Raw genomic sequence first — 12,746 nt, forward strand, 5'->3', positions numbered from 1 at the left:
AGGTCAGAAAAGGTGGAGTTACAGAAGTACATTTCTAAATTCCTAGGTAAAAAAAGCAGAAATTATTCTGAAAAAGAACTTGCACTTAGCTTGGGTATATCCAAAATTATTGGACAACCTGTAGGGCAAATAGAAGTGTATCAAGAGGCATTTACATTAAAAATGTCTTCAAAAAAAATAAAAAACTACGAGCGTCTTGAGTTTTTAGGCGATTCTATCTTAGGTTCTGTGATTTCTTGTTATTTGTTCGAAACCTATCCCAAGGCAAACGAAGGATATCTCACGCAGATGAAATCCAAAATTGTCAACCGTAAGAATTTGAATAAAATTGGTGACGATTTAAAGCTTACGAGCCTGATCCAAAATAAATTTTCTTCCGCACTGGGCGAAAACATTGCAGGAAATCTGTTTGAAGCGCTTATCGGTGCTGTTTATCTCGACATCGGGTATGAAGCTTGCCAAACCATTATCCTCAACAAACTTTTGACTCCAAAAGAAATTGGTAAATTAGAAAATAAAATCGTAAGTTATAAGGGACTCCTATTAGAGTGGTCTCAAAAGCAAAAGCTGGCCCTTCGTTACGAAACCACGGAAGAAGAGCAGCCCAATCACACCACGGTTTTTAGAACCACGGTCTGGCTCACAAGCGATAGAGTTTCAACCGCCACCGAGTCCTCGAAGAAAAAAGCAGAAGAAAAAGCCGCACAACGCGCTTTTTACACCCTAAATAAAAAAGAGCATATTCTTGAAAATTCAAAAACTCTTTCTTGAATCTGAGCGCGACGACGATCTTACTCTCGGGCTGGTACTTCTTACAAAACACCTACCAGACCACGAACTATTCTACCACATCAACAAAGCAAATGATTCGGATTTCACACGAATAAAAGATTTAGTGAAATGCGCCGAATACAACGACTATTACCACAATCGGTTTGAAGCCTATCATCAGGAAACGCAAACTTGTTTTCAATTTATTTCCAATTCTTCCTATCAAAAAATTCAAAAAAAACAAGTCCTTGAGTTATTCTCAGACGAGGAACATATTAATTTTTTGTTACCAAATCATAAAGAAGTGGACTACTTAATTAAAACCAGCGATGCATATGCCGATTTTTCCTTAATTTTGCAGCCGGAAAACCTTATGTTTCCAATCCAGCAATTTCTATTGAGTTCTAACGAGGAACTCTTTCAATTAATTCAATATTATGAATAAGCATCTAAAGAAAACTAAAATCATAGCGACGCTCGGTCCAGCCTCTTCTAAAAAAGAAGTGATGGCAGATCTTATAAAAGCGGGAGTTGACATCTTCCGTATTAATTTTTCCCATGCAGACTACGACCTAGTTAAGACCCACGTACAGTCCATTCGTGAACTCAACAAAGAGCTTGGTACTTCTGTGGGAATCCTAGGTGACTTGCAAGGACCTAAATTACGTGTGGGAGTTGTCAAAGAAGGCTCCTATTTGAATCCGGGAGACATCCTAACCTTTACCAACGAAAACATAGAGGGAAACTCTTCTCAAGTATACATGACCTATACAGAATTTCCGCGCGATGTAAAGGTTGGCGAGAGAATTCTGATTGACGATGGAAAATTAGTACTCCAAGTGACAGAAACCAATGAAAAGGATATGGTCAAAGCCGTAACCATTCAAGGGGGACCTCTAAGTTCAAAAAAAGGAGTAAACCTTCCTAATACAAATGTTTCACTTCCTGCATTAACTGAAAAGGACATCAAAGATGCGAACTTCATCTTAGACCTCGAATTAGATTGGATTGCTCTTTCCTTCGTAAGACATGCGCAGGACATCATAGATTTAAAGAAAATAATTGCAAGCCACCCGACCAATAAGCTTAAAACTCCAATTATTGCGAAAATTGAAAAACCGGAAGGAGTTAAAAACATTGATCAGATCCTATTGGAATGCGACGGCTTAATGGTAGCTCGTGGAGATTTAGGTGTAGAAGTTCCTATGGAGGAAGTTCCTGCCATTCAAAAACTTCTAGTTGAAAAAGCAAGAAGCTTTGCGAAGCCTGTAATTATTGCGACTCAAATGATGGAGACGATGATCAGCAGCCTCACTCCTACCCGCGCAGAAGTAAACGACGTGGCCAACTCGGTTTTGGACGGTGCGGATGCGGTTATGCTTTCCGGTGAAACTTCCGTAGGGAAATATCCGGTGGACGTTGTGAAAAACATGAGTAAAATTGTTAAGAACATTGAAAACACGCATTTTTACCAATCGAAAGTAAGTCCAATTGAAAAAGAATTCAATTGCATTGACGCGCGCTTTATCACCAATAGAATTTGTTTAGCCGCAGTGCGAATTGCAAAAACAACGGATGTGCAAGCGATCATCACTCTTACGTACTCAGGCTATACTGCGTTCCAGATTTCTGCGCATAGACCAAACTCTAACATTATCGTCTTTAGTGCAAACAAACGCGTAATTACGATGCTTAACCTTTTATGGGGTGTAAGAGCTTATTACTACGAAGGTTCAACGGGTACCGATGAAACCATTATAGAAGTAAACAAAATGGCAAAAGAATTAGCCTACGTCGAGGAGGAGGATTTCGTAATCAATCTAAATGCGACGCCAGCCGAACAAGGAGGCAAAACGAACACACTTCGATTAACTAAAATCTAAATCGAAGCCTAAACTAAAAAACCCTGCAAATTCACTTTTGCAGGGTTTTTATATGCCTTTGCCTTTAATTGTGCTCGCGTCTACACGCTGCCAATGACCGACTTTCGAATCGTAAATTCATGAAGGGTTGCACTTGACAATTCCACGCCATATCCTGAATTCTTTCTTCCCCCGAATGGCATTCGCCAATCGGACCGGAAGATTTGATTAATGGCTACACTTCCTACTTCAAGTCCCTCTGCAAAAAATTGAGCCCGCTTTTTGTCTTTTGTATACACCGCACTAGCAAGTCCAAACATCGTATCGTTTGCAATACGCAGGGCATCTTTATCATTTTTCGCTTTAAAAACCATCCCTAAAGGACCAAAAAGTTCTTCACTTACAATCGGATTCCCAGGGTTGACTTCAATCAAACCTGGTTCGAAGCCCATTTCTCCGACCTTTTGGAGTGGACTTATGATTTTCGCGCCACCTTTAAGCGCCGCCTTGTATTGACGCACCAAATCTGAGGCTAAATCTGCCCTCGCCATTACGCTCATCACCGTATCTTTTGATTCGGGATCCTCAGACTGGTATTTTGCATACTCGGCAACGAACTGCTTTATGAATTTTTCGTAAATCTTCTCATGAATAATAAACCGTTTGGCTGCTACGCAGGTTTGCCCACAATTTTGCAATCTTGCCGAAGCCGCGTCCTTTGCCGCCTTTTTGATATTCGCATCGTCCAGAACGATAAAAGGATCACTTCCTCCGAGCTCTAGCACACATTTTTTTAAATTTTCTCCGGCTGTTTTCGCAATGGCACGTCCTGCACCTTCGCTTCCCGTTAAGGATACCGCCTTTATCATTCGATCCTGAATCAACTCCTCGACTTCTTGATGTCCGATTTTAAGATGGCTAAAGACTCCCTTAGGAAATCCTGCCTTTCTAAATAGCTTTTCAATTGCATCCCCACTTTTTTCACAGATGGAGGCGTGCTTTAAAACCACTGTATTTCCTGCTAAAATAGTAGGAATTGCAAAGCGAAGCACTTGCCAAAAAGGATAATTCCACGGCATGACCCCAAGGATTACTCCCATAGGTTCAAAATGAATCTCCGAAATCTTCATTTCCGTCTTCACGTTCTGAGTTTGGAGTATAGGACCAAGTGTCGCATAGTAATGAGACATGCCTGCACATTTTTCGATCTCTGCAAGGGATTGCGAAATGGGCTTATGCATCTCTTTCGTGATAAGTTTTGCATACTGAAGCTTCAGCTCTAAAAGCAAAGCTGATAAATTTTCAAGCAAAGCTTGTCTTTCTTTAAAATCAATCTGCTTCCACGCCAAAAAAGCTTTGTTCGCAGACTTAAGTTTTTTATTAATAATTTCTTGCATAACGTAAAATTACAAAAAATAAGGCTAGTTAACTTGTCGCTAGAAACCATTCGTTGACTAAACTTGCCGCCAAACGACTGGTGCGGTGGTCTGGATCGTAAGTAGGATTCACTTCGGCCACGTCCATGGAAACAAGCTTATTTGAACTTAGAATTTCGCGCAAAATACTCATCACGCAAACCTCAGCAAAGATCCCGTTGTAAGCGAGTGCCGATACGCCAGGTGCAATGGCCGCGTTAAAAACATCCATGCAAATAGTTAAATAGAGAATGTCCGCTTCACTTGTGAACTGCACAATTCTTTCTTTTAGCGCAGGCAAATTTTCGAAATAGAGTTCTTCTGCTAAAATATACTGCATTCCAAGGGTGTGTGCCGTATCAAATAGTGCCAGCGTATTGGAATTCCGCTGGATACCGATGTGGAGTGAATGAAGCGGCTCCTTTTGTGCAATTTGCCAAAATCCCGTTCCAGAACTCCCTAGCCCATTACTTGCCGGCTGCCGATTGTCGAAATGGGCATCTAGATTCAGAATTCCAATCTTCTTATCTGGGAAGGCAGACCGAATTCCGTTGAAATGCCCTAATGTAATTTCATGCCCGCCACCTAGAACAATAGATTTTGAACCTGTACGAAGGATTTGTGCAACCCTTTCGCTAAGCCTCGCTTGAGCCTTTTCTAAATCTCCATCCTCACAATCGATGTTGCCAAGATCATGGAGGAGCAAGGAATGACTAGTGACCGGGAAATTAGCCAGAGCCGTTCGAATCGTGTTAGGAGCGTGGCGAGCTCCCACTCTTCCTTGATTGCGCAAAACCCCTTCGTCAACTTCGAATCCGACAAGCGCATAGCCCGTCGAATTCTTAGGCAAGGTAAAATCCACGGCTTGAAACAACCGTTTCGCAAGCGGATTATCTCCGTCGTTTCTTCCGTTCCAAAAGGTCTTATAATTTCCCATATTGTAGTTCTCCGTTTACGAAGGTGGCACTTGGAGAAAGTGTCCCTTGGCGGTATAAAATATTTTGATAATTGTCGGTGTCAAAAAGAATAAAATCGGCTCTTTTTCCTTCTTCAAGAAGGCCACGATCCTCCAGCCCTAAGGCGTGCGCTGCACGGAAAGTAATTCCTGCGAGGACCTCGGCTGTACTTAGCTTCTCGTAAGTGGCAAGAATACTTGCCTGAGTGAGCAAATTGCCCATCGGTGCAGACCCCGGGTTCCAGTCACTTCCAATGGCGAGTATTGCTCCCTCATCAAGTAACTTGCGAGCAGGGGTGAAAGGTTCTCCAAGTCCTAAACTAGCACCGGGCAGTGCCACTGCTACCGTATTCGACTTGGCTAAGACCTCAATATCCTGCTGACTGCTTGCCTCTAAGTGATCTGCAGATTTTGCACCGACCTGTACCGCAATTTGAGAACTTCCGGGTGTAAACTGATCTGCATGCACTGTCAATTCAAATCCTAGTGCTTTCGCTTTTTCTAGATATTCGAGACTTTCCTCCGGTTGAAAGGCTGATTTCTCAATAAAAATATCAACTCTACGCGCTAAATCTTCCTTTCTAACGATCGGCAATATTTCCTCTAAAATATAAGCTAAATACGATTTTCCGTGATGATTGTCTTCTTCGTAATCTTTGGGCTTCATATGAGCTGCAAGACAAGTTGGGATCAGTGTAAGACTTGTTCGAGACCTTGCCTTTTGAATCACTCGAAGCATCTTTAATTCGTGCTCTAAATCAAGACCATACCCAGATTTAATCTCTATGGTGGTTACCCCAATCGATTGAAGGTATTCAATACGCTCAAGCATGGATTCTAACAACTCGTTCTCGTCAGCCTCCCGTGTATGTTTCACAGAGCTCCAAATTCCCCCTCCGCTTTGAGCGATCTCTAAATACGTACGTCCTGCGTTACGCATTGCAAAATCATTTGCACGGTTTCCCGAAAAACAAATATGTGTATGGCAATCGACGAGTCCAGGCAGAAGGATTTTGTCCCCTTGCACCTGCTCCACACTGCTCGCTTCCTTCTTAAGTAACTCAAAATCACCGAGCTTTTTAATGACCCCGTTGTCGATTAGGAGACCAGCATCGGAAAGGACCTCAAGACTTTGGTCTGCAATCGCGCCGCGCAAAGGAAGACCTCTTAAGGTAATAATTTGTTTAAATGGACCTATTAATTTCATGAAGGTAAATTTAAACATTTGAAATTACGGAAACAAAGTTTTTGTACCCTCGGGCTGTATTCTTTAAAAAAGCTTAAATTTGAAAAGACAAAAACGATATTAAAATGCCAGACTTCCTTCATCCTGATAAAGAAAACTATTCTTTTGAGGAGCTCTCCCAAGAAGAGACGATCCGTCCTCAAAGTTTTGATGATTTCGCAGGTCAACAGAGGACATTAGACAATTTGCAGGTTTTTGTCGCAGCCGCAAAAAACCGTGGCGGAGCTTTAGACCACGTCTTGCTACACGGCCCTCCAGGGCTTGGGAAAACAACTTTGGCTCACATTATCGCCCATGAGCTCGATGTAAGCTTAAAGGTCAGCTCTGGGCCTGTTTTAGACAAACCTGGAAGTCTTGCCGGTCTATTAACCAACCTGGAAGAGAATGACGTACTGTTTATTGACGAAATTCACCGACTCTCTCCCATCGTGGAAGAATATCTTTATTCTGCCATGGAAGACTACAAAATTGACATTTTATTAGAAACGGGACCGAATGCCCGTAGCGTGCAAATCGCTTTGAATCCTTTTACTTTGATTGGCGCAACGACTCGAAGTGGAATGCTCACCAAACCCATGCTTGCTCGATTTGGCATCCAAAACCGTCTTGAATATTATAACACGGAACTCCTCTCTACAATCATTCAACGAAGTGCTCGGGTTCTCGGCATCAAAATCTATGAAGATGCAGCCATTGAGATCGCAAGACGTAGTCGAGGAACACCCCGTATTGCCAATGCACTTTTGAGAAGAGTGCGCGATTTTGCAGAAATTAAAGGCAACGGCGAAATTGAACTTAAAATCACAAAATTTGCCTTAGACTCCCTTAATGTAGATGAAAATGGACTTGATGAAATGGACAATAAAATCATGCGCGTCATGATTGAAAATTTCAAAAGCAAACCGGTGGGTATTTCGGCTTTGGCCACCTCCTTAGGAGAAAATCCAGAAACTTTAGAAGAAGTATACGAACCCTTTCTTATACAAGAGGGATTCATCACTCGAACCCCTCGAGGCCGAGAAGTAACCAAAAAAGCCTATTTGCACTTGAAACTAAACCCTCCCTCTAATCCAGGATCTCTTTTCTAGAAAGGGGTAAATTGTGTAAAAAGCGCATCCCAATTCGCCTTAATTTGCTTAAATTTAGGCATCTAATTCAAGTAAAATAGAATCAAATTCCAAACTATATGAAACTCTATCCTATTCAATGTGGAAATTTCAAACTCGACGGCGGTGCCATGTTTGGCGTAGTTCCTAAATCCCTTTGGGAAAGAACCAATCCCGCAGATGAGCGAAATTTGATTTCCATGGGTATGCGATCCCTTTTAATCGAAGACGGAAAAAAACTTATTCTAATTGACTGTGGTCTTGGAGACAAACAAAATGAAAAATTCTTCAGTCATTACTCGCTTTTTGGAGACGAGAGTCTTGAAAAAAATCTAGCGAAATACGGTTTTGTGAAAGACGACATTACGGATGTCTTTTTAACCCACCTGCATTTTGATCATTGCGGGGGCGCCATAGAATGGAACGATGAGAAAACCGGTTATCGTCCTTCATTTAAAAACGCAACCTATTGGAGCAATGAAAGCCATTGGGATTGGGCAGTAAACCCGAACCCAAGAGAAAAAGCAAGCTTTTTAAGTGAAAATATTCTTCCCATTCAAGAATCGGGACAACTTCAAATGCTCCCCTTACCTTCCCAAGGGAATTATGGATTTGCGCCTGAACTAAAGATGGACGTCATTTTCGTGGACGGTCATACAGAAAAACAAATGCTACCTGTACTTCAATACCAAGGCAAAACAATCGTTTTTGCGGCGGATTTAATTCCTACGGCTGGACACGTTCCACTTGTTTATGTCATGGGCTACGACACGAGACCTCTTCTCACAATGGAAGAAAAAGATCGTTTCTTAAAACAGTGCATCGACAATGACTATCTCTTGTTTTTAGAACATGATGCTTACCATGAGCTTGCAAGTCTGAAGATGACAGAAAAAGGAGTTAAACTGGATCAAACCTATAGTTTTGATGAAGTTTTTGGGTATTAATTTCTCCAAAGCAACCATTTCTTTTAATTCTATCTTCTCGCGTTTAGCAAATTCTTTATCTTTGAACTTTAATTAAAAAATTATGGACATTTCAGAAGAAGGCGATACGAGTACGCCTGAACCCGAGCCGAAGGTGATCGGTTTAACTGGAGGCATTGGCTCCGGAAAAACCACCGTGGCAAAGTATATTGAACAAATGGGATATCCCGTTTACAATTCCGATCAAAGAGCAAAAGAGATCGTAAATATTGATCCTCTACTCAAAACAAAAATCATTGAGCTACTAGGCCCCGAGTCCTACAATACAGAAGGAGAATACAACAGAGCTTTTGTTTCAAGTGTTGTATTTGAAAACTCCCAGCTGCTCACCTCCCTAAACCATCTGATTCACCCTGCAGTGAAAAAAGATTTTGAAAACTGGACTCGTAATCAATCGGGGCCTTATGTATTCAAAGAAACAGCCCTACTCTTTGAATTAGGACTGGACAAAGAATGTTACAAAAGCATCCTAGTGACTGCCGAAGACAATATACGAATCAAACGGGTTATGGATCGTGATTCCAAAACTTACCGCGAAGTTGAAAACGTAATGGATCAGCAAATGGCAGAGAAAGACAAGGTTCGAAAAACCTCCTTTATTATTTACAATAATGAAGATCTAATAGAACTCAAAGAACAAACCACAAGCGTGCTTGAAAAACTTTTTGCCAAGCAAGATTAGCACTTCGACTCCTACTAACAAACAAATCCCACCTTTACGGTGGGATTTGTTTGTTATCTATTTAGAAGCGTCTAAAATTTATAGGCAATGTTCCATGCGAACCCTACATTAAAATTGGACGATGATTTCCCAAAACCGGGAACAATCATAGGCAAAATTTCTTCTTGCTTCGTGCTGTAAATCAAATAGCGAGGCTGTAAATTCACATCGACGTAAAACGAACTTTTAAAGAGCTGAACCCTTCCTCCAATGGCTCCTTCAATCCAAACGCTGGTCTGGTTGGAAGGATCGAATCCCACAAAAGAATCCCCTCCTTGGCTGCCTCGAACGGGCACTTTTACGTAATGCTGCTCATACATAGAGGCGGCTAATTTAGGTCCTGCATAAAATCCATTGAATTCATTCTCTGCGTCTTTCATAAGCATGTAAAACCCACCCGCTCTCAGATAAGCTCCTTTGGCATAGGCCTCATATCCATTCTTGTCATAGAGATTATCCTCATACCCCAACTCGGCGATCAAGTGAAGGTCCTTCTTCAAATGTGTTGAAATAAACCCTTGATAGACTTTTCTATCGGAGAAGAAAGATACGCCTGCATTAAGCAAATCTCCTCCTACCATAAAATTGGGTTGGTATTTCTTTTTGATTTGCAAAGAGTCTTGCTGCTGAGCAAAAACACCTACAAATACAAAACTAAAAAACAAGATAAAGGTGCGTAGGCAATTCATCGGTAACCGTGGTTTGTGCTTGCTCAAGTCGTATAACCTCAGCGCTAGTTTCTAATTTACTCTCTAAATCGTGATATAATTTTTTTATTCCGCATGCGGGTGACACATATTTAGACTCCGAAGTATATGAAATCCTAATTTTACTTGCACTCGCCTCGGGCGAGGTCCGAACGTACAAATCTGTAAAATTCTGATTGTCTACTCGTAGGGGAACCATTATAGAATCCACCCTCTGCATGTCTATGACATTCTTTGGTCCGTCGCCATAATCGACATCTAAGATAAGTCGAGATACTTGCAAATCCTTAGTACCCTCCTTAAATTTGATTTTCAGTCTAGGTGTGGCTTCTCCGCTGACGCAGATGTCGTCATCAGAACCACAGGAAAAAAGGAAAAGCAAACTTAGAAGGGAACCAAAGATATATTTCATATAAAGTCTTATTTCGGATCTAACGCCTTTTCGATTTGATAATCGAGGTCAGCAAAATGATAACGCTGCATGCGGTCAGCACTAGAGCTTGCTCGTCCTTTTGCTTCCTTTTGGATTTCCATAAGCACACCTCTAGCGACTGCAGTTACATCAGAATTAGAGGACATACTGAAAGAAGAACCTCTTGCTCCCGAACTTGCTGCGCTAGGCTTTGCAGAAACAAGCGATACTAACGTGTTTACATAGTTACGTTGTAAGTTTCGCTCATATAAGTCAGGTGAGGAACTATTCCACACGTATCCTTTTAAATCTTGCATATATTCGTCTAAGGAATATGCATTCTTATCCACAGATTGAGAAGTGTACATTTTTTGAAGAATCATCGGACTTAAAATACGACTTAATACATTCTTTTGAAGCCCTTCCACCACGCTCACAGGAGATTTATTTGTGTTTTCAAACACTTCCTTCTTCATGAGCCATTCCGGCGTTTTGAAGATCTGTTCGTTAAGGAAACCAAGCGCTTCTTTCTGTTCTTGTTTTGAAACCACTTCGTAGACAGGACCTCTCTGCTCAATGGTTTTTGGAGTTTCTAATTCCCCTCCAACGTATTTAGAGACATGCCCTAAATAACGGTTAAATTGACTTGTAACTTGATCATACATGGTCGACAAATTCGAGTAATCTTCATTGTCCACTCGAGTCCATTTGTCTAGGTCTTTCATGATCCTTTGCAAGTTCTTAATTCCGTAGCTACTTCCTACCATTGCATTATCTCCTACTTGCTCGCTTTGCGATCTTGGGTCAAATGGATTGGATTCCGTACCGAACCAAAGTCTTTTGTTCTCAAGTTCCTTCATCACCCATTTGTTCAGATGAGTTTTTTCTGCATCGGGAGTTTTAAATTGGTCGAATCTTCTGTAACCCCACTCAATTGCCCATTTGTCGTAATCTCCAATTCTAGGCATAATACCTAAATCTCCCACTTTATCCTCCGGTTGTGCTACGTAATTGAATCGAGCATAGTCCATGATGGAAGGGGTATGTCCATTTTTCTCTAACCACTTTTTGTCTCTTAACTTCTCTACAGGAACTGTCGAAGAAGATCCAAAATTGTGACGCAGACCAAGGGTATGCCCCACTTCGTGGGAAGAGACAAATCGAATCAACTCGCCCATCAACTTGTCGTCAAATTCCATGGTACGTGCTCTTGGATCGTTTGGTGCCGCTTGCACAAAATACCAGTTTCTAAGTAGAGACATTACGTTGTGATACCAGTTAATATGACTCTCCATGATTTCACCAGTTCTTGGATCTGAAATAGAAGGTCCTGAGGCATTGGGTACATCCGAAGGCTTATATACGATTGCGGAAAACCTTGCGTCTTCCAAACTCCATTCTGGATCGGTTTTGCTACTAGGCACTTTGCCCACAATGGCATTTTTAAATCCAGCCTGTTCAAAAGCAACTTGCCAATCGTTAACTCCAGCTATTAAGTAAGGCACCCACTTTTTAGGGGTTGCAGGATCTATATAGAATACAATTTGTTTTGCAGGTTCAACCAGTTCTCCTTTGTTGTACCGTGCCACGTCTTGTGGTTTTGGTTCGAGTCTCCATCTTTTAATTACAGAAACACGCTTCACACCTTGAGGATCTAAATCAAAATCTGTATACCCTACCGTGAAATACCCAACACGCGGATCGAAATAACGAGCCTGCATTTTATTTTCCGGTAAAAGAACCAGAGAAGAATTGATCTCAACCGTATAGTTTCCACTAATGACTGGACGGTTCGCAGCACTGACGCTCGGGTCTACTCTCCCTGCGGTTCTAGCAAACGTCTTGGTCGTATTAATTTCAATATTGGTTGGGAATGACTTTACGTAATTTGTAAAGGATTTGTCTTTTTGTAACGCTCCAACACGGTAGGAGTTCTTTCTTGAAGCCGAGAAACTAACTAGTTCGTTATCGGCATTGATTAAATCTGTAATCTCCACGACCGTAGACTTCTTCGTAGGTCCATAGGCTTTGATATCAAAGGCATGTACAATTGCATGAGTGTTATTTCTAATTACAGAATTGTACATCGATGCTGTTGAATCCTGAACGTAATCCGCATAGGAGATGGAACGAATGAAAAGCTTATCTGAAGGTCCTTTTTCAAAAGATACCACATGCTGCGCAATTTGATCGCCTGCATATCCAGTGGTTCCTGTTCTCATTCCGGCTGCTGCCTTGGTCAGTCTGCTAACCAGTAGGAATTCCTTTTTTAAAACGGAATCTGGGACTTCAAAGAAGTACTTGTCGTCAATTTTGTGGACGGTAATAATGCCCTGATCGCTTTTGGCTTTGGCCGTGATCACGTCTTTATAAGGCTTGATTTTCACAGGCGCTTTAGCCGCCGCTGGAGTTGCCGCTTTCGCTTTTGCGGAGTCGGCCTTGACCTTTGCAGAATCACTTTGTGCCTGCATTAGTCCACCGGAGACGTGCAATGCAATCACGAAAAGGAAAATACTGATTTTCTTCATGGAGTTTAAATTTTGCTAAAGATAGCAAAATTATTGT

At 41.6% G+C, this 12,746-nt stretch carries 12 protein-coding genes; 6 read left to right on the plus strand and 6 right to left on the minus strand.

Annotated elements, in window-relative coordinates; translation table 11 throughout:
• The first annotated feature begins 12 nt into the window (after positions 1-12).
• From rnc to pyk, 3 genes are read left to right on the plus strand one after another with little or no spacing between them, the layout of a single operon-like run.
• The gene (gene rnc / locus ACX3PU_RS09070) at positions 13-771 is read left to right on the plus strand and encodes a ribonuclease III (protein WP_459084704.1); all 759 of its coding nucleotides are present in this window, start codon (positions 13-15) and stop codon (positions 769-771) included.
• Positions 746-1,216: an IPExxxVDY family protein gene (locus tag ACX3PU_RS09075; protein ID WP_459084705.1), complete on the plus strand. Its 471-nt coding sequence runs from the start codon at positions 746-748 to the stop codon at positions 1,214-1,216. The genes rnc and ACX3PU_RS09075 overlap by 26 nt, the downstream gene beginning before the upstream one ends.
• Entirely contained in the window at positions 1,209-2,654 is a 1,446-nt protein-coding gene (gene pyk / locus ACX3PU_RS09080; protein ID WP_459084706.1) for a pyruvate kinase, read from the plus strand. Before ACX3PU_RS09075 ends, pyk begins: the two co-directional genes overlap by 8 nt.
• 80 nt (positions 2,655-2,734) lie before the next feature.
• On the opposite strand, the gene ACX3PU_RS09085 is transcribed toward pyk, so the two are convergent.
• Genes ACX3PU_RS09085 through hutI form a run of 3 tightly spaced genes read right to left on the minus strand, consistent with a single transcriptional unit; the run spans position 2,735 to position 6,210 of the window.
• Positions 2,735-4,030: an aldehyde dehydrogenase family protein gene (locus ACX3PU_RS09085; RefSeq protein ID WP_459084707.1), complete on the minus strand. Its 1,296-nt coding sequence runs from the start codon at positions 4,028-4,030 to the stop codon at positions 2,735-2,737.
• A gap of 28 nt (positions 4,031-4,058) precedes the next feature.
• Positions 4,059-4,985, minus strand: coding sequence for a formimidoylglutamase (hutG, locus tag ACX3PU_RS09090; protein WP_459084708.1), 927 nt, complete (start codon positions 4,983-4,985; stop codon positions 4,059-4,061).
• Entirely contained in the window at positions 4,972-6,210 is a 1,239-nt protein-coding gene (gene hutI / locus ACX3PU_RS09095; protein ID WP_459084709.1) for an imidazolonepropionase, read from the minus strand. Before hutI ends, hutG begins: the two co-directional genes overlap by 14 nt.
• A 104-nt stretch (positions 6,211-6,314) precedes the next feature.
• On the opposite strand from hutI, the gene ruvB reads away from it, so the two are divergent.
• From ruvB to coaE, 3 genes are all read left to right on the plus strand, one after another.
• Entirely contained in the window at positions 6,315-7,337 is a 1,023-nt protein-coding gene (ruvB, locus tag ACX3PU_RS09100) for a Holliday junction branch migration DNA helicase RuvB (RefSeq protein WP_459084711.1), read from the plus strand.
• A 98-nt stretch (positions 7,338-7,435) separates the two neighbouring features.
• Positions 7,436-8,302: an MBL fold metallo-hydrolase gene (locus ACX3PU_RS09105; protein WP_459084712.1), complete on the plus strand. Its 867-nt coding sequence runs from the start codon at positions 7,436-7,438 to the stop codon at positions 8,300-8,302.
• Between the two features lie 82 nt (positions 8,303-8,384).
• Positions 8,385-9,023, plus strand: coding sequence for a dephospho-CoA kinase (coaE, locus tag ACX3PU_RS09110; RefSeq protein WP_459084713.1), 639 nt, complete (start codon positions 8,385-8,387; stop codon positions 9,021-9,023).
• 71 nt (positions 9,024-9,094) lie between these two features.
• On the opposite strand, the gene ACX3PU_RS09115 is transcribed toward coaE, so the two are convergent.
• Genes ACX3PU_RS09115 through ACX3PU_RS09125 form a run of 3 tightly spaced genes read right to left on the minus strand, consistent with a single transcriptional unit; the run spans position 9,095 to position 12,709 of the window.
• On the minus strand, positions 9,095-9,751 hold the full coding sequence (locus ACX3PU_RS09115; RefSeq protein WP_459084715.1) for a DUF6048 family protein: 657 nt from the start codon (positions 9,749-9,751) through the stop codon (positions 9,095-9,097).
• Positions 9,717-10,181, minus strand: coding sequence for a DUF6452 family protein (locus ACX3PU_RS09120; RefSeq protein WP_459084717.1), 465 nt, complete (start codon positions 10,179-10,181; stop codon positions 9,717-9,719). Before ACX3PU_RS09120 ends, ACX3PU_RS09115 begins: the two co-directional genes overlap by 35 nt.
• A gap of 8 nt (positions 10,182-10,189) precedes the next feature.
• Entirely contained in the window at positions 10,190-12,709 is a 2,520-nt protein-coding gene (locus ACX3PU_RS09125) for a zinc-dependent metalloprotease (RefSeq protein ID WP_459084718.1), read from the minus strand.
• Positions 12,710-12,746 lie beyond the last annotated feature (37 nt).

The sequence above is a fragment of the Chryseobacterium sp. A301 genome, from assembly GCF_054489425.1.

What these genes read in the sequence shown, in the direction of transcription:
- hutI (WP_459084709.1), bottom strand. Translation starts at nt 6,210, where the DNA reads ATGAAATTAATAGGTCCATTTAAACAAATTATTACCTTAAGAGGTCTT.
- ACX3PU_RS09125 (WP_459084718.1), bottom strand. Translation starts at nt 12,709, where the DNA reads ATGAAGAAAATCAGTATTTTCCTTTTCGTGATTGCATTGCACGTCTCC.
- hutG (WP_459084708.1), bottom strand. Translation starts at nt 4,985, where the DNA reads ATGGGAAATTATAAGACCTTTTGGAACGGAAGAAACGACGGAGATAAT.
- ACX3PU_RS09105 (WP_459084712.1), top strand. Translation starts at nt 7,436, where the DNA reads ATGAAACTCTATCCTATTCAATGTGGAAATTTCAAACTCGACGGCGGT.
- ACX3PU_RS09120 (WP_459084717.1), bottom strand. Translation starts at nt 10,181, where the DNA reads ATGAAATATATCTTTGGTTCCCTTCTAAGTTTGCTTTTCCTTTTTTCC.
- ACX3PU_RS09085 (WP_459084707.1), bottom strand. Translation starts at nt 4,030, where the DNA reads ATGCAAGAAATTATTAATAAAAAACTTAAGTCTGCGAACAAAGCTTTT.
- ruvB (WP_459084711.1), top strand. Translation starts at nt 6,315, where the DNA reads ATGCCAGACTTCCTTCATCCTGATAAAGAAAACTATTCTTTTGAGGAG.
- coaE (WP_459084713.1), top strand. Translation starts at nt 8,385, where the DNA reads ATGGACATTTCAGAAGAAGGCGATACGAGTACGCCTGAACCCGAGCCG.
- ACX3PU_RS09115 (WP_459084715.1), bottom strand. Translation starts at nt 9,751, where the DNA reads ATGAATTGCCTACGCACCTTTATCTTGTTTTTTAGTTTTGTATTTGTA.
- pyk (WP_459084706.1), top strand. Translation starts at nt 1,209, where the DNA reads ATGAATAAGCATCTAAAGAAAACTAAAATCATAGCGACGCTCGGTCCA.